Here is a 15,526-nt window from a genome sequence, read left to right as displayed (position 1 = left end):
GGTGACCTCCCGGCACGCTGAACTACTGGCCAAGACACCGCCGGCTCCCGGTCTCTCACTCAGCGTCCCACCAGGGAGTTGACAGTTGACGTTGATATGAAATGAGCTGATGCACCAGCTCATCGCGCAGATCTCGCTGATCCACGGCTGGTTCCCATTCGTCGTGCAGACGATCGCGGCACTGCTGCTGGGAGCCGCGGTGGGTTGGCGTTCGCCACGGTGGCGGCGCCGGATTTTGCCGGCGCTGGCGACCGCGGCTGTCCTGCTCGCGGGTGTGACCTATTGGTACATCGACTCGATCGGGGTGGCCGGTAACGCCGGGCCACCGCAGTTGTGGATCTGGATCGCGTTGACCGTGCTGGCCGTCGGTGTCGGTCTGCTGGGTTGGGTGAGTGCCCGCTGGTGGCGGCGCACCGCATCGGTGGCGGCGATCGCTGCGTGTGGGCTGGCCTGTGCGCTGACGCTGAATATCTGGGTCGGGTACTGCCCGACCGTGCACGCGCTATGGAACCAGCTCACCTCGAGTCCACTGCCCGGGCAGACGGACCGCCTGACGGTGACCAAGATGCAGCTGGCCCACGTCACGCCGACGCACGGGGTGTTGGTCCCGGTGACCATCGATTCGGCTGCGTCAGGTTTCGCGCACCGCGGTGAGCTCGTCTACCTGCCACCGGCTTGGTTCGCCGACAGTCCGCCGCCGCGACTTCCGGCGGTGATGATGATCGGCTCCCAGTTGAATACGCCGGCCGACTGGCTGCGCGCGGGCAACGTGCTCGGCATCATCGACGGCTTCGCCGCCGCGCATGGTGGCAATGCGCCGGTGTTCGTATTCGTCGACGCCACCGGCTCGTTCACCAACGACACCGAGTGCGTCAACGGCGTCCGGGGTAACGCCGCCGACCACCTGACCAAAGACGTTGTTCCATACCTGATCTCGAACTTCGGGGTGCGACCCGACCACGACGGATGGGGGATTGCGGGCTGGTCGATGGGCGGCACCTGCGCGGTGGACCTGACCCTGATGCACCCGGACCTGTTCCGGTCATTCGTCGACATCGCGGGGGACCTGCGCCCGAACACCGGGGACAAGTCCCAGACGATCAACCGGCTCTTCGGCGGGGACGCCGACGCCTGGGCGGCCTACGATCCGGTCACCGTCATGCGGCGCCACGGCCCGTACTCAGACGTCACCGCGTGGTTCGAGGTCCCGATCTCGCAGCAGGGCACCACGCGCGATGCCACCGCGAATCCAGAGGCCCAGGACGTCGCCGCGAGCACTTTGTGCACTGCGGCCCGCGCCGACAACATCACCTGCTCGGTGCAGACCGCTCCTGGCCGCCACGACTGGGCGTTCGCCGCCAACGCTTTTGGCGCCGCACTGCCGTGGCTGGCCGGTCAGCTGAACACCCCGGGCGTGGAAGAGACCCAACTGCCGGCGTCGACACTGGGGCCACAACCTACGAACGTCCAGGCCGCACCGCGCTGAGTCAGCGGCCCCGCGCGGGCTGAGCGGCCGTCGACGCCGACGAGGAGGGCAGCGTCGACGGACGCTCGATGATGGTCGAATTCGACCCGCCCACACGGTAGCTGGCCCCGCGATGCTCGTCGGCCAGGCGATCGCCGTGACCCAGCAGCTTGTTGCGCAGGCTGCCGGGTGCGTACGCCGACTGGTAGGCGCCGCGCTCGGTGAGCACCGGAACGACGTGCTCGATGAACTCCTCGAAGGACCCGGGCGTGATGGCGTAGGCCAGGTTGAAACCGTCGACGTCGGTCTCCTCGACCCACTCCTGCAGGGTGTCGGCGACGTGCACACCGGATCCGACGATGCGCGGTCCCATGCCGCCGATCTCGCCCCACTCGGCGATATCGCGGACGTTCCACTCACCGCCCTTGTCGGAGGCGGACTGAAAGGCCTTGACCGCGGACAGGATTGCGTTGGAATCGACGTTACCGATCGGCTCGTCGAGCCCGTAGCGGGCGAGGTCGACACCCATCCAGCCGGACATGAACACCAGCGCGCCCTCGGGGTCGCCGTAGGCCAGGTACTCGGCGTGTCTGGCGTGGGCATCCTCGTCGGTCTCACCGGTGATGATCGTGGTGAGGTTGAAGATCTTGGCCGAGTACGGATCCCGGCCGGCCAACTCCAGCTCCGCGCGGATCGTGGAAACCGTCTCGCGCAGAAGGGCTTTGGTGGGAGCGGCGGTGAAGATCGCCTCGGCATTCTCGGCGGCGAAGCGAACCCCGCGCGGTGAGGAACCGGCCTGGTAGATGACCGGTGTGCGCTGCAGCGACGGTTCGGCCAGGTGCACCCCGGGGACGCTGAAATGGTTGCCGGAATGACCGATGTGGTGCACCTTGGCCGGATCGGTGAAGACCCCGCGTTCGGCGTCGCGCACCACCGCGTCGTCCTCCCAGGAGCCCTCCCACAACTTGTAGAGCACCTCCAGGTACTCGTCGGCATGGTCATAGCGTGCGTCGTGCGCCGGCTGGTCGGTCTGGCCCATATTGCGTGCCGCCGCAGGCAGATAGCCGGTGACGACGTTCCAGCCGACCCGGCCGTTGGTCAGATGGTCCAGCGTCGACATGCGCCGGGCGAACGGATACGGATGCTCGAATCCGGTACCGGTGGTGATCCCGAAGCCGAGGTTCTCGGTGACCAATGCCATCGCCGACACCAGCAGCATCGGGTCACCGACCGGGATCTGCGCGGCCTGGCGGATCGCCGCCTCGTCACTGGCCCCGTACACGTCGTAGGTGCCCAGCACGTCGGCGATGAACAGGCCGTCAAAACGCCCGCGTTCCAACAACTTCGCCAGTTCGGTCCAGTAGGTGATGTCCTTGTAGCGCCAAGACTGATCTTCGGGATGGCGCCACAAGCCAGGCGATTGATGGGCGACGCAGTTCATGTCAAAGGCGTTGAAACGGATCACGCGGGTCACTGCGCCGAGAATGCCGGGGAACCGCCAGGTGGTCACCGGTTGTGCTCAGCGGGATTGTTTTGGCGGTGAACTACGAATGAATGGCCACGCAACTGTCGGCGCGTCCAGTGGTGGGTTTGCCGGGCAGCCGCGAAACTTAGCCGGGTGTCAACAAAGTCGCTGCTGATCTCGGTCCTGAACTGGCTGCGTGCCGGCTACCCGGAAGGGGTCCCGGGCACCGATCGCGTTCCGCTGCTCGCGCTGCTCCGGGCCACGCCGCTCACCGAGGAGCAGGTGGCGGAGGTGGTGCGCAATATCGCCGAAGCCTCAGCACCGGCCGACATCGATGATCCGATCGACCGCGACGACATCGCGGAATTCATCGCCGATGTCACCGACCACGACGCCGGTCCGGAGAACATCGCGCGGGTGGCGGCCAAACTTGCCGCCGCGGGTTGGCCGTTGGCCGGCGTCGACCTGGTATCCGACGCCGGCCCCGGCGAAACCTCTGATCCCGACTAGCTAGCCGCGCAGCGAGGCGGTGTCGATCACGAAGCGATACCGCACGTCGCTGGCCAGCACGCGCTCGTAGGCCTCGTTGATGTAGTCGGGCTGGATGACCTCGATCTCCGGGGTCACGTTGTGCTCGGCGCAGAAGTCGAGCATCTCCTGGGTCTCCGGGATTCCACCGATCATCGAACCGGACAGGCTGCGGCGCATGCCCGCCAGCGGGAACGGCGGCACCTCCATCGCATGCTCGGGCATGCCCAGCTCCACCAGGGTGCCGTCGACGGCCAGCAGACCCAGGTACGCGCCCAGATCGAGGTTGGCCGACACGGTGTTGAGAATCAGGTCGAACTTGCCCCGCAGCTTGCGGAAGGTGTCCGGGTCGCTGGTCGCGTAGTACTCGTCGGCGCCCAGGCGCAGGCCGTCTTCCATCTTCTTCAGCGACTGCGAGAGCACGGTGACGTGTGCGCCCATCGCGTGCGCGAGCTTGACACCCATGTGACCGAGGCCGCCGAGCCCGATGACGGCGACCTTCTTGTCCGGCCCGGCGTTCCAGTGGCGCAGCGGAGAAAACAGTGTGATGCCGGCGCACAGCAGGGGAGCGGCCGCGTCCAGGGGGATGCTGTCGGGGATGCGCAGGACGTAGTTCTCGTCGACGACGATGGCCCCGCTGTAGCCGCCGTAGGTGGGGGAGCCGTCGCGTTCGGTGGAGTTGTAGGTGCCGTGCATGCCGTAATCGCCGGTGCAGTACTGCTGCAGACCGGCCTTGCAGTTGTCGCATTCACGACACGAATCGATGAAACAACCGACACCGACGTGGTCGCCCACCTTGTACTTGGTGACCTCCGAGCCCACCTCGGTGACGATGCCGGCGATCTCGTGACCGGCCACGACGGGGTAGTTGGGGGTGCCCCACTCGCCCTTGACGGTGTGGATGTCCGAGTGGCAGATGCCGGCGAAATGGATGTCGAAGGCCACGTCATGCGGCCCCACCTCACGCCGGGTGATGGTGGTCTTGGCCAGCGGCTCGGTCGCCGAGTTGGCGGCATAGGCATAAACAGTGCTCATCAAAGCCCTCTTTGCTCGTCTTTGCGTACCCCGGAAAGATTAGTCCGGTTAACTGACTACTGCCTGAGAGGCAGTCCTGGCGGTGCAACGACGCGGGCTGCGCCAGTAATCCCGCAGCCAGGTGTGACATATCTCCCGGGCAAATGTCGGGTGCGTCACAAACCGGGCGCGCGGAACGCCCCGTTGAAGGACGTGCGCTCGCATCGGACCAGGTTGGCCAAGGTATAGGGATCGCGAGCGATGAGATCCTCGACCTCTTCTTCGGTGAGGTCCCCGGTGACGAGCACCGCGCCGGTCGCCGACTCCAGACGTCCGGCCAGCACGATGCGGCCCGCGGCCACCTCGTCTTCGAGCCACGCGATGTGGGCGGGGCGGGTCTGGTCGACGACGTCGAGGGGCTGCAGATATGTCGTGGTGAGGACGTGGAACATGCCATGCAGACTACGGGTCGCCTGCGCGGCTCCTGTTGTGTCTGTCGATCACCTGGTGGCTGCGCTCCCGCAGGGCCGCGGCAGTCTCGTCGGGGAGGCCCAGAACGCGCATACACGCGTCCGCCACATGAAACGGCATCTCTGAACGTTCCGGTCCGGCCGGCATCGACCACACGTTGACCAACGATTCGACGAGCCGGAACGGAAGGTCGGCCGCCGCTTGGTGTACCCCGGTCCGTCGGCTCAGCGCGCGGCTCAATGACAGGTAGTGCAATCGCAGCCGCTCGCGGTCTGACCAGAACGGTTCGAGCTTGGCTTCACGCAACTCGGGCAGCAGATACAGCGCGCCGAGGTTCCACCGGCCGGACATCAGCTGGGCACCGTCGAACGCGGCCAAAGCATGCAGATGTTCATCGGCGGTCAACGCCGGTTCGGTGCCGAGCAGGCTCGGAATGAACTCGAGCGTGGGCGCGACCGTCTGCTCGAGCAGCGCGCACAGGATGTCGTCCTTGGTTTTGAAGTAGTGGTACAGGGATGCCTGGCGGACGCCGACGGCATCGGCGATCGCCCGCGTCGACGTTCCCGAGTATCCGGTGGTAGTGAACAATTCCCCTGCGGCGTCAAGGATCTCGTCACGAGCTGTTTCCCCCTGCCGGCGCTGGGCGTGCACGCGTGGTCGTCCCGCCATACAGCCATGGTTGGCCCTCGAATGGCGAAGGGCCAGCGCACGGGGTATCGGTCACTCGATAGAAACGCGTGACACGTGACGGTTACCGGACCCGTCAATTCCTTTACGCCTCATTAACGCCTGTGACACCCGATGACGCGGCCGCCGGTGAAAACTGTCGCTCGACAGGCTGCGGCACAAGGTGGTGACGCGGATTCGTCAAATCGCTTCTGGGAGGCCCACGATGGCTGAGGCCATGATCGACGTCACCCTCCCCGCGGACCTCGGCGCACACGATTCCGCGGCGGACGACTCGGCGATATACGCTGGCGCAGTTGCACTCTCGCCGCCGCCACCGGTGGCCGCCGTGGACGACCTGCGCGTCACCTTTCGCCGAAACGGACGTAACGTCTACGCGCTGCGCGGGGTCTCACTCACCATCGCCCCGGGCGAGATCGTCGGACTGGTCGGTGAATCCGGTTCCGGGAAAAGCGTTCTGGGGTTCACGATGCTCGGACTGTTGCCCAAGAGCGCCACGGTCGGTGGGTCGGTCCGAGTGGCGAACTCCGACATGGTCAACGGCGGCGACAAGGCGCAGCGCAAAGTGCGCCGACTCGATCTGGGTGCGGTGTTCCAGGACCCGATGACCTCGCTCAACCCGACGATGCGCATCGGCAAGCAGGTGGCCGAGGCGGCCGGCAGCGAGCAGGAGGCGCTGCGTCTGCTCACGGCGGTCGGCATTCCGGAACCCAAGCGACGGATGCGGGCCTACCCGCACCAACTCTCCGGCGGGTTGCGTCAGCGCGTGATGATTGCGATGGCGGTCGCAGGGGACCCCGAACTCGTCATCGCCGACGAACCGACCACCGCACTCGATGTCACCGTCCAAGCCCAGGTGTTGCGGCTGTTGCAGCGGCTTCGGGACGAGATCGGTTGCAGCATCGTACTGATCACCCACGACCTCGGTGTTGCCGCACAGATCTCGGACCGCATCGCGGTGCTCTACGCGGGGCGTATCGCCGAGATCGGGCCCGCTGCCCAGGTGCTGGCCAAACCCGCGCACCCGTATACGGGTGGGCTGCTCGGTAGCAGGCTCACCCTCGACACCCCACGTGACCGGAGGCTCGCGGCACTGCCCGGAGCAGTGCCCAGCCCAGCGTCGCCGTTGCCCGGCTGTGCATTCGAGCCGCGGTGCGCAATGGCCACCGCGGACTGTTCGGTATCACTGCCGGATCCCATCGACGTTGCACCGCAACGGGTCAGCGCCTGCCTGCGGCCGATGTCCGACATCGCGGCCACGTCGGCCACCGCGACAGCCGGTGCGGGGGAATTGTTCCCGGCCAAAGAGCACGACGTGGAACAGCCACCGGCAGTGGCGCTGGCGAATATCAGCAAGACGTTCGCGGTATCGCGCCGTTGGCTGGACCGGTCGGCAGGCAATCACGGCAAACTGCACGCGTTGCGCGGCGTCACCATGCGAGTAGGCCAGGGCGAATCCGTGGCGCTCGTCGGGGAGAGCGGCTCGGGCAAGTCGACACTGTTGCGGATCATCGCCGGGCTGGAAAGCCCGACCTCCGGATCTGCGCAGGTGGCCGGCGGCCGACGCCCGCAGATGGTCTTCCAGGACGCGGGCGCCTCGCTGACCCCCTGGTTGTCGGTCGGCGAGCTCATCGCCGAACGGCTGCGCGGCACCAAGATGTCCTCGGCTCAGCGCCGCGCCACGGTGAATGAGGTCCTCGAACGTGTCGGACTGCCGTCCGAGGTGGCCAAGGCGCGATCAGGGGAGCTGTCCGGCGGTCAGCGCCAACGGGTTTCGCTGGCCCGCGCCACTGTCGTGCCACCCTCGGTGCTGCTATGTGACGAGCCGACGAGCGCGCTCGACGTGTCGCTGGCCGCCTCGGTGCTCAATCTGATCGGGGATCTGCGCCGCAGCCTCGACATGTCCGTCATTTTCGTGACCCACGATCTGTCGGTTGCCCGAGTGGTGGCCGACCGGATCGCCGTGATGTACCTGGGCCGCATCGTCGAGATCGGGCCCGCCGACCGGGTGATCGGCGACCCGGCCCATCCGTACACCCAGGCGCTGGTCGACGCGATCCCCGACCTCGGACGTGAATCACGGGTGCTGCCCGGCGAGCCCGCCAGCCCGCTGTCGCCGCCGGATGGGTGCGCATTCCACCCTCGATGTCCGATATCGGTCCCGGCGTGTGGCGGCAGCGAACTCGACGTCCGGTTGGAAGGCACACCGGGAAATACGCACCAAGTGGCGTGTATCGAAAGGCGGGCGGTCTGATGGCGATAGCGATTGCATTTCCCACGCCGGCCCGCGGCGGCACCCGCAGGCTGTCATGGTCCCCGCCGCGGTCCACTGTCCTCAACTGGGCCGGATTCTCGACGCTGGTCCTGCTTACCCTGCTCGTCATCGCGGTGCCGTGGATCGCCCCGCACGATCCGCTGACTCCGGTGGGGATGCCGCTGCAAGCACCGGGCAAGAACGGATTCCTGCTCGGCACAGACTCCGTCGGCCGCGACATCCTGTCCCGAGTCCTCTACGGCGCCCGTTCCAGCTGGTTCGCCGCGCTGGTGGTGGTCGCTGCCGGTCTGGCGATCGGCGGACTGGTCGGCTTGATCGCCGGGGCTTCCGGGGGATGGATCGACTCGCTGTTGATGCGCATCACCGACGCGTTCCTGTCACTGCCCGCTCCCGTGCTCGCGATCGCGGTTGTAGCCGCACTCGGCCCCGGCTTCGTCCACACCCTGATCGCGGTGTCGATCGTCTGGTGGCCGTTCTACGCCAGGCTGGTACGCGGAGAGATTGCGCGCCTGGCGGCCCGCCCACACGTCGAGGCCGCGAAACTGGCCGGGGCGAGCCGATTCCGGCTGGCAACCCGGCACCTACTGCCCGGCGCGGTACCCAACGCCCTGGTCGCTGCCAGCCTCGATCTGGGTGCCCTCATCCTCACCGTGGCCGCGCTGTCGTTCCTCGGGCTGGGGCAGGCGGCGCCGGCGCCGGAACTGGGTGCCGACTCGGCCCGCAACCTGAGTTATTTCCTGCAGCAGTGGTGGATTCCGGTGATGCCCGGTCTCGGTGTGCTGGTGCTGGCCCTCGTCGGAAACATCGCCGGGGACTGCCTGCGCAACCTGATGAAGAGCCGGTGAGTGAGGAGAACCTGAGTGAAGACTTTCGTGGCTTCCCGGCTGGGCGCGATGGTGGCGATCCTGGTCGCCCTGACCGGAGTGATGTTCGTCCTGCAGCACGTCTCGCCGCTGGATCCGGTGAAGGCCCAGCTCGGTGCGCAAGCCTCGGCGCAGGCCGTCGCCGACAGGCGCGAAGAACTCGGTTTGAACCAGCCGGTGCTCGTGCAGTTCTGGCACTACCTGACCAATGCGGTGACCGGTGATCTGGGGACCTCATACCGGACCCGCCATGCGGTGTTGTCCGACCTCGGCAGCTTCCTGCCGGCCACATTGGAACTCGCGATCTTCGGCATCGCCATCGCGCTGGTGCTCGCGGCCCTGCTGGCATTCAGCACCACCTTGAAATGGCCTGGCGCCCAGGTGCTTCGGACGGTGTTGTTCACCGGCGCCGCGGCACCCATGTTCCTGCTCGGCATCCTCGGGCTGATCGTGTTCTACCAGAACCTCGGATGGGTTCCAGCCAACGGGCGCATCGCCGTGACGAACCTACCCACCGGGCCGACCGGTCTGCTCACCGTCGACGGACTCCTGCACGGCCGGCTCGACGTGGTGGCCGACGCCGTGCACCACCTGATGTTGCCGGCCCTCGTCATCGCCATCGGGCCCGCCGTGGCCATCGGCCGGGTGTTGCGCAGCAGCCTGATGACCGACATCGACAGCGATTACGCGCGCACGGCCCGGGCAAAGGGACTGTCGGAAGGGCAGATCATGACCCGCCACGTGTTGCGCAACTCCGTCGGGTCGGCACTGTCGATGACCGGACTGCAAGTGGGCCTGATGTTCTCGGGAGTACTCGTCGTCGAGCAGGTCTTCGGCTGGCCAGGCATCGGCCAGTACATCGCGCAGAGCATCCCCGTCGCCGACTTCCCAGCCATCGCGGGCGTCACCTTGATGCTCGGGGCGCTCTACGTAGTCATCAACACCGCCGTGGACCTACTCCAGGCGGCGGCCGATCCCCGTATCGCAGTTATAGGAGGTTAGGTGCCCAAACAGCCACTCATCGTGGGTAATCCAGTTCTTGTCGTGGTCGACATCCAGGAGGGCGGGGGAATGTCGGCCCAGGACGCCGGGATTCCGGTGATGCCCGGTCATGCCGAGCGCGTCGCGGTCGCCGAAAAGCTGCTCGCCGCCGCCCGCGCGGCGGGAATCCCGGTGGTGTTCTTCCAGGAGGTCCATCGGCCCAGCGGAATCGACTTCGGCCGCGAGCTCGACGGCACCGAGGGCGTCCACTGTGTCGAGGGTCAGCCGGGCACCGACCTGGAACCCACGTTGCGGCCACTGCCGGACGAGTTCCACATCGTGAAGCGACGCTACTCCGGTTTCATCGGAACGGATTTCGAGATCGTGCTGTCCGGTCTCAAGGCCTCGACGCTCATCCTGATCGGCGGACTCACCGATGTGTGCGTGCACTACACCTTCGCCGACGCCCACCAGCGTGACTTCTATGTCCGCGTCGTCACCGACTGCGTGGGCGGGTCGTCGCAGTACCGCCATGACGCCGCGCTGGACGCCATGGAGTACCTGCAGACCGGCGCACTGCGAACCTCCGACGAGATCCTCGCCGCCTTCTCAGAACTCGCCACCTCCCGACCCGTCCTCGAAGGAGCCGCCCGATGATCAAGCGATGGAAGACCATGGCTGCCGTGAGCGCGACGGCCGCATTGGCACTGACCGCCTGCGGCGGTTCGGATTCGGGAAGTGCAGCGCCCAGTCCGGCGCCGACCGACAAGGTGCTTCACCTGTCCTTCCTCCAGGACCCAGGTCAGCCGCCAGACCCCGACATCTACTACGCCGGCCAAGGGCTGTTGCTGACCACCAACACGTATGAGGGGTTGCTGCAGTACAAGGCGGGCACCGACAAGCCCGAACTGGAACCGCTTTTGGCCACCGAGTGGAAAGCGTCGCCCGACAACAAGGTGTTCGACTTCAAGCTGCGCGAAGGCGTCAAGTTTCACGACGGCACCCCGTTCACCGCGGAGGCCGTCAAGGCGTCTTTCGATCGCAGGCTCGCCGTCAACCAGGGCCCGGCCTACATGGTCAAGGATGTGGAATCGGTTACCCCGCGGGGTGATTACGACGTCACCATCACGCTGAAGGCACCGAACGCAGCCTTCCTCGACTACCTCGCCTGCGCGTACGGACCCAGGATGATGAGCCCTCAAGGCCTGCAACAGAACGCGGGCTCCGACCACGCGCAGAGCTATCTGACGAATCACGACCTCGGGACCGGGCCGTACACGCTTACCGCGGCCGAAGTCGGATCCCGGTATGCGATGGCGGCGTTCCCGGAGTACTGGGGAACCAAGCCGTACTTCGAGAAGATCGAGATGCCGGTGATCACCGATGTCTCGGCACAGCAGCTCCAGTTCAACAACGGGCAGCTCGCCGCGATCCTGCATGACCTGCCCTCGTCCGCGGTCCAGTCCTACCTGGACAACCAGGCATTCGCCAATTACTCGCTGCCGACCATGATGTCCAACTACCTGTACGTGAACCCGCACAAGGGCATGATGACCGACGCCAAGAACCGCACCGCGGTGCTGCAGGCGATCAACGTCGATGAGCTCGTCAAGCAGACGTATTTCGGGCGCGGCGATGTGGCACGGCAGATCTATCCGCCCAACATGATGGCCTCCGACTTTGCCAATCAGGCTGTGGCCCATGATCCGTCCGCGCTGACCGGCATAGCCGCGGGACTACCCGCGGACCAGAAGGCGATCACGATCGGTTATGACTCGAGCAATCCCGACAACCAACTGGTCAGCAATCTGCTCCAGACGCAGCTCGCCGCGGCGGGATTGACGGCCAAGGTGCAGGCCTACCCGACATCCGAGATCTACGGCTGGGTCGGTTCTGACGGTCAGTCGGCTCCGGAGATCTTCACTGCACTGGCCTGGCCCGACGCCCCGTCGCCGTACACCTGGGGCCACATTTCGTGGGATCCGGACGGCGGCCTGAACTACCTGGGCTGTTCGGCACAACCGGTCACCGACGCGCTGGCGAGTGGCCTGCCCACCGGTGAGTCCGCGGTGTTCTCGCGGGCCGGGCTGGAAGCGGTGAAGACCGGCTGCTGGCTGAACATCGCCGACGTCAACGACTTCATGGTGGCCCAGCCCTGGCTCAAGGGCGTCGAACAGGCCCACGTGGTGACCAACCCCAACTCGCTGCGGCTCGCCGCACTGTCGGTGGGCTGATGGCGACCCTGGTCCGCAAGAGCGGAGTCCGCCACATCATCCTGCTCACCCTGGGCTGGGAGGAACTGCCGAAATCGGTTTCGGTCCATGGCGCGCCAGCCACCGAGCGCATGCGCGAACCCGTGCCCGGAGTGCTGCTTCAGACCGACGGGGGGTGGGTTCTGCTCGATACCGGGTTCAACACCGCACTGGTGCGTGACCCCGCGCTGTATCGCCGGTTCTTCCCGACGGTGGAGTACCGGCCGGTGCTGCCGGGGCCCGGCGAGCCGATCGAGCAGCGGCTCGCCGAGGTGGGCGTCGACTTCGACGACATCCACACCGTCGCGGTGAGTCACCTGCACCACGACCATGCCGGTGGACTCAAGTTGTTCGCCGGCAAGGTGCCGGTGCACGCCCAGCGCCGCGAGCTCGACTACGGGCTGTCGAATCACCCTGAGCCGGAACGCAACGCGATCGTCCGGGTCGACTTCGACGATCCGAACATCGACTGGCGGCTGGCTGACGGTGAGGCCACCATCGCGCCCGGCATCACCGCGATCCCCACGTACGGACATACGCCCGGGCACCAGAGCTTCGCCGTGGAACTCGACGAGTCCGTCGGCGGTGGCGGGTTCGTGTTCGCGTTCGATGCCGCGGACCTGACGGAGAACATCGAGCAGGAACTCCCGATTGGCGGCTTCATCGACGTCGAGCCCGAAGACACCGTCGAACCGATCCGCAGGCTCAAGAAGCTGGCGCGCGACAAGGGATATCAGTTGATCCCCGGCCATGATCCGGAGGTATGGCCCGGCCTCACGCACCACTTCCACGAGCGCTTCGGGCCCGTCCAGCACGGGCTGCAACAGGAATGTCCGTGAAGGCGGTGATGGCCTCCGACTGCGCCGGACTGTGGCGGCGCACCCTGCTGATCGAGGCCGACGGATCGTGCGACACCGAGGCCGGCGTCACGTGGTTGCAGGCCGGGAGCGCCTACGTCGACTCCCGCGGCTTCGGCGGTGAGCTGATCCAGCGCGGCACCGTCTTCTCCTGGCGACGCGACATCGAACTCGAGCCGTCGGGTCCCACTCCCGACGAGGGCGAGATGCGTTGGGACGGAGAAACGCTGATCGAAACCGGAGTGCACGAGGACTACGTCGAACACTGGTTGCGTGATCCCGGACCGACGGTGCCGCACGGCGGGCTCTTCCTGCGGGCAACGGACGGCAGCCGGGCCGTTCTGGTGCGGGTGGGCCCGGACTTCGGCTGGCTGGACGGCGACGAGGTGGTGATCGACACCGTGGGCGGCCCGCAATGGACCTCGCTCGCAATCGATCTGGAAGGTGAGCAGATCCGGGCCAACGGCGTCCGCTGGGTCGTGGAACGAAGTGAAGGGACAGTGGATCTGTGAGTGGCAGTGCATCAGCGTTGGCGGCGTTCGACTCCGTGCCGGTCATCGACATCAGCGGGCTACGTTCGGAACTGCGTGCCGAGCGGGAACGGGTTGCGGCCGAGATCGGCAGCGCAGCAAGGGAAGTCGGCTTCTTCTATATCAGCGGGTCAGGTATCGACGAGTCGTTGTTCGAACAGATGCTCACCGCGACAAAAGAATTCTTCGCACTGCCGCTGGAAGAGAAGATGCGCAGCTACATCGGGTTGTCGCGGTGCCACCGGGGTTACGTCCCGGTGGGGGAGGAGGGCCTCGAATCCGACAACCCGCCCGACCTGAAGGAAGCGTTCGACACCGCACTGGACCTGCCCGCCGACGACCCCGACCACTTGGCGGGCAACCCGATGCTCGGACCCAACACCTGGCCCGACCTCCCCGGCTTCGCCGAAGCGGTGACCTCCTACTACCGGGCCGTACTCGACGTGGGCAAGCAATTGTTGTGGGCGTTCGCGGTGGCACTGGGGGAGGACCCCGACGTGTTCTCCCGGCACGCCACCAAGACGCCCAGTCAACTGCGGTTGATGCACTACCCGTACGACGCCGGCGCGCAGGACAGCCAGGGCATCGGCGCGCACACCGACTACGAGTGCTTCACCCTGCTCAAGCCCACCGCACCCGGCCTGGAGGTGCTCAACGGCGCCGGTGAGTGGATCGACGTGCCCCCGGTGGACGGCACATTCGTCGTCAACATCGGGGATCTGCTGGAACTGTGGACCAACGGGACATTCGTGGCGACCAGTCACCGGGTGCGCCGGGTAGCCCGGGAGCGCTACTCATTCCCGCTGTTCTTCAACGTCGACTATCACACCGAGGTGAAACCGCTGCCCCGGTTCGTCACCGCCGACGGACCCCGGCGTCCGGCGCTGCGCGCAGGCGAGCACCTGTTCGCCCAGACCGCCCAGACCTTCACCTATCTGCGCCGCCGCATGCAGGCCGGCGAGCTGGTCCTGCCCGACGGGTCGCTGGCCACCGGCCAATTCGGCCGGCAGGCCGGGCGCGGAGTCGACGGGATCAGTTGATCGGGGCGTTCACCCAACGCAGGTCATCGAGGATGCCGCGGGCGGCCACGATGTTCTGGCCGGTCTGCCAGACCTCGTTGTTCACCACGAACACCCGGTTGTCCTTGGCCGCCGACAAGTCCCGCCAGGCCGTGCTCTGCAGGATCTCGGGTGCGTTGTCCTTCGCGGCCGCGGAGGCGAACGAGACGTAGACGATGTCCGCGTCCGCGATGCGGTAATCAGCGTCGGTGGTGCCGAGCTCCTCGTAGGGCTTATCGGTAAAACGTTGTGCGGCGGGACGATCCAACCCCACCGTGGCCAGCACGCTGCCGGAGAAGGTGTTGGCGCCGTAGACCCGGACACTGTTCTCGGTCAGCTGCACCACCGAGGCCTGAAAGTGCGGGGCGTCGTTCTTCGCACCGGTCTCACGGGCGGCGTCGTCGAACTTCGCGATCAGATCGGCCGCCGCGTCCGCGCGGCCGGTCGCCGCACCCACCGTGCGCAGGGTGTCGCGCCAGGCGGACCCGGGCGCCCCGGTGAACACGGTCGGGGCGATCGCCGACAACGCGCCGAACGATGCGGGGGTAAGGCTCACCGATCCCAGGATCAGCTCCGGGTTGGCCGCCTTGACGGCGTCGAGGTCCGGTGCGGTTCGCGGACCGGCCGGGGCGACCCCGTGCACGACGGCACCCAGATAAGAGGGTTGCCCGGACGAGCCGTCGGGAACTGCGGCCGCGACGATGCGGGACTGCAGGCCCAGCGCACACAACGCATCGAGCTGGTCTCCGGACAGTGCGACGATGCGCTGCGGGTCGCCGCGCACCTCGGTGGACTCCGGAATATCCGAGCCGTCTGCTCCGTCTCCGCGAGCATTGCGGACCTCGCGTGCCGACTGGTCGGCTGCGGCCGGCTCGGCCGCACACGATTCGTCGGGGCGGCGCTGATTACCCAGCACCCCCGCGTCGGCGATCTTGGTGACGCTGGTGGTCATCGACGTCTGCGCCTGCTGCGTCTGCTCGGCAGAGCCGCACCCACTGGCGAGGGCTGCGGCCGCGGCGATCACCGCGACTGCGGCGCGGGGTCGGTTGGTCAGCACCGGGCGACCGTAACATTCACGCT

15 protein-coding genes are annotated in these 15,526 nt (G+C 66.7%); 10 read left to right on the top strand and 5 right to left on the bottom strand.

All coding sequences use genetic code 11. The annotated features are described in order from the left end of the window. Positions 1 to 109: 109 nt before the first annotated feature. Positions 110 to 1,486 carry an alpha/beta hydrolase gene (locus BN2156_RS10570; RefSeq protein ID WP_090513222.1) on the top strand — a complete coding sequence of 459 codons (1,377 nt, stop codon included), beginning with the start codon at positions 110 to 112 and terminating at the stop codon, positions 1,484 to 1,486. 1 nt (position 1,487) lies between these two features. Here BN2156_RS10570 and BN2156_RS10565 read toward each other — a convergent pair whose 3' ends face one another. Beyond that, a complete protein-coding gene (locus tag BN2156_RS10565) occupies positions 1,488 to 2,939 on the bottom strand; it encodes an LLM class flavin-dependent oxidoreductase (RefSeq protein ID WP_090515758.1) in 1,452 nt (483 codons plus the stop codon). A 144-nt stretch (positions 2,940 to 3,083) separates the two neighbouring features. Here BN2156_RS10565 and BN2156_RS10560 point away from each other — a divergent pair, with 144 nt between their 5' ends. Then, the gene (locus BN2156_RS10560) at positions 3,084 to 3,440 is read left to right on the top strand and encodes a DUF3349 domain-containing protein (RefSeq protein ID WP_090513219.1); all 357 of its coding nucleotides are present in this window, start codon (positions 3,084 to 3,086) and stop codon (positions 3,438 to 3,440) included. Here the strand turns inward: BN2156_RS10560 and BN2156_RS10555 are convergent, their stop codons facing one another. The 3 genes from BN2156_RS10555 to BN2156_RS10545 all read right to left on the bottom strand — a co-directional run bounded on the left by BN2156_RS10555 (position 3,441) and on the right by BN2156_RS10545 (position 5,612). Next, positions 3,441 to 4,493 carry an NAD(P)-dependent alcohol dehydrogenase gene (locus tag BN2156_RS10555; protein ID WP_090513217.1) on the bottom strand — a complete coding sequence of 351 codons (1,053 nt, stop codon included), beginning with the start codon at positions 4,491 to 4,493 and terminating at the stop codon, positions 3,441 to 3,443. A 155-nt stretch (positions 4,494 to 4,648) separates the two neighbouring features. Further along, positions 4,649 to 4,924, bottom strand: a complete 276-nt coding sequence (locus BN2156_RS10550) for a YciI family protein (protein WP_090513214.1) — start codon at positions 4,922 to 4,924, stop codon at positions 4,649 to 4,651. Between the two features lie 10 nt (positions 4,925 to 4,934). Next, a complete protein-coding gene (locus tag BN2156_RS10545; RefSeq protein ID WP_090513213.1) occupies positions 4,935 to 5,612 on the bottom strand; it encodes a TetR/AcrR family transcriptional regulator in 678 nt (225 codons plus the stop codon). Positions 5,613 to 5,835: 223 nt separating this feature from the next. Between BN2156_RS10545 and BN2156_RS10540 the strand changes: the two genes are divergently transcribed. Genes BN2156_RS10540 through BN2156_RS10505 form a run of 8 tightly spaced genes read left to right on the top strand, consistent with a single transcriptional unit; the run spans position 5,836 to position 14,428 of the window. Beyond that, positions 5,836 to 7,884, top strand: a complete 2,049-nt coding sequence (locus tag BN2156_RS10540; RefSeq protein ID WP_235625265.1) for a dipeptide ABC transporter ATP-binding protein — start codon at positions 5,836 to 5,838, stop codon at positions 7,882 to 7,884. Continuing rightward, a complete protein-coding gene (locus BN2156_RS10535; RefSeq protein ID WP_210436598.1) occupies positions 7,884 to 8,750 on the top strand; it encodes an ABC transporter permease in 867 nt (288 codons plus the stop codon). The genes BN2156_RS10540 and BN2156_RS10535 overlap by 1 nt, the downstream gene beginning before the upstream one ends. A gap of 15 nt (positions 8,751 to 8,765) precedes the next feature. Continuing rightward, positions 8,766 to 9,770 (top strand): ABC transporter permease, encoded by a 1,005-nt coding sequence (locus BN2156_RS10530; protein WP_090513210.1) that lies wholly within the window; start codon positions 8,766 to 8,768, stop codon positions 9,768 to 9,770. Next, on the top strand, positions 9,771 to 10,406 hold the full coding sequence (locus BN2156_RS10525) for a cysteine hydrolase family protein (RefSeq protein WP_090513208.1): 636 nt from the start codon (positions 9,771 to 9,773) through the stop codon (positions 10,404 to 10,406). It begins immediately after the preceding gene. After that, positions 10,403 to 11,983, top strand: coding sequence for an ABC transporter substrate-binding protein (locus BN2156_RS10520; protein ID WP_090513205.1), 1,581 nt, complete (start codon positions 10,403 to 10,405; stop codon positions 11,981 to 11,983). Before BN2156_RS10525 ends, BN2156_RS10520 begins: the two co-directional genes overlap by 4 nt. Further along, positions 11,983 to 12,840, top strand: coding sequence for an N-acyl homoserine lactonase family protein (locus BN2156_RS10515; RefSeq protein WP_090513203.1), 858 nt, complete (start codon positions 11,983 to 11,985; stop codon positions 12,838 to 12,840). Before BN2156_RS10520 ends, BN2156_RS10515 begins: the two co-directional genes overlap by 1 nt. Then, positions 12,831 to 13,370: a hypothetical protein gene (locus BN2156_RS10510; RefSeq protein WP_090513200.1), complete on the top strand. Its 540-nt coding sequence runs from the start codon at positions 12,831 to 12,833 to the stop codon at positions 13,368 to 13,370. Before BN2156_RS10515 ends, BN2156_RS10510 begins: the two co-directional genes overlap by 10 nt. Continuing rightward, entirely contained in the window at positions 13,367 to 14,428 is a 1,062-nt protein-coding gene (locus BN2156_RS10505; protein WP_235625264.1) for an isopenicillin N synthase family dioxygenase, read from the top strand. The genes BN2156_RS10510 and BN2156_RS10505 overlap by 4 nt, the downstream gene beginning before the upstream one ends. On the opposite strand, the gene BN2156_RS10500 is transcribed toward BN2156_RS10505, so the two are convergent. Beyond that, positions 14,421 to 15,503, bottom strand: a complete 1,083-nt coding sequence (locus tag BN2156_RS10500) for an iron-siderophore ABC transporter substrate-binding protein (protein WP_090513199.1) — start codon at positions 15,501 to 15,503, stop codon at positions 14,421 to 14,423. The genes BN2156_RS10505 and BN2156_RS10500 overlap by 8 nt on opposite strands. Between the last annotated feature and the right edge of the window lie 23 nt (positions 15,504 to 15,526).

The organism is Mycolicibacterium neworleansense (assembly GCF_001245615.1).
Taxonomy (GTDB): domain Bacteria; phylum Actinomycetota; class Actinomycetes; order Mycobacteriales; family Mycobacteriaceae; genus Mycobacterium; species Mycobacterium neworleansense.
The sequence above is the reverse complement of the archived record's forward strand: the minus strand, read 5'-3'. Positions and strand labels throughout refer to the sequence as shown.

Coding starts and splice junctions, on each gene's coding strand:
- BN2156_RS10570 (WP_090513222.1), top strand. CDS start 110: ATGCACCAGCTCATCGCGCAGATCTCGCTGATCCACGGCTGGTTCCCA.
- BN2156_RS10555 (WP_090513217.1), bottom strand. CDS start 4,493: ATGAGCACTGTTTATGCCTATGCCGCCAACTCGGCGACCGAGCCGCTG.
- BN2156_RS10550 (WP_090513214.1), bottom strand. CDS start 4,924: ATGTTCCACGTCCTCACCACGACATATCTGCAGCCCCTCGACGTCGTC.
- BN2156_RS10545 (WP_090513213.1), bottom strand. CDS start 5,612: ATGGCGGGACGACCACGCGTGCACGCCCAGCGCCGGCAGGGGGAAACA.
- BN2156_RS10540 (WP_235625265.1), top strand. CDS start 5,836: ATGGCTGAGGCCATGATCGACGTCACCCTCCCCGCGGACCTCGGCGCA.
- BN2156_RS10535 (WP_210436598.1), top strand. CDS start 7,884: ATGGCGATAGCGATTGCATTTCCCACGCCGGCCCGCGGCGGCACCCGC.
- BN2156_RS10520 (WP_090513205.1), top strand. CDS start 10,403: ATGATCAAGCGATGGAAGACCATGGCTGCCGTGAGCGCGACGGCCGCA.
- BN2156_RS10515 (WP_090513203.1), top strand. CDS start 11,983: ATGGCGACCCTGGTCCGCAAGAGCGGAGTCCGCCACATCATCCTGCTC.
- BN2156_RS10510 (WP_090513200.1), top strand. CDS start 12,831: ATGTCCGTGAAGGCGGTGATGGCCTCCGACTGCGCCGGACTGTGGCGG.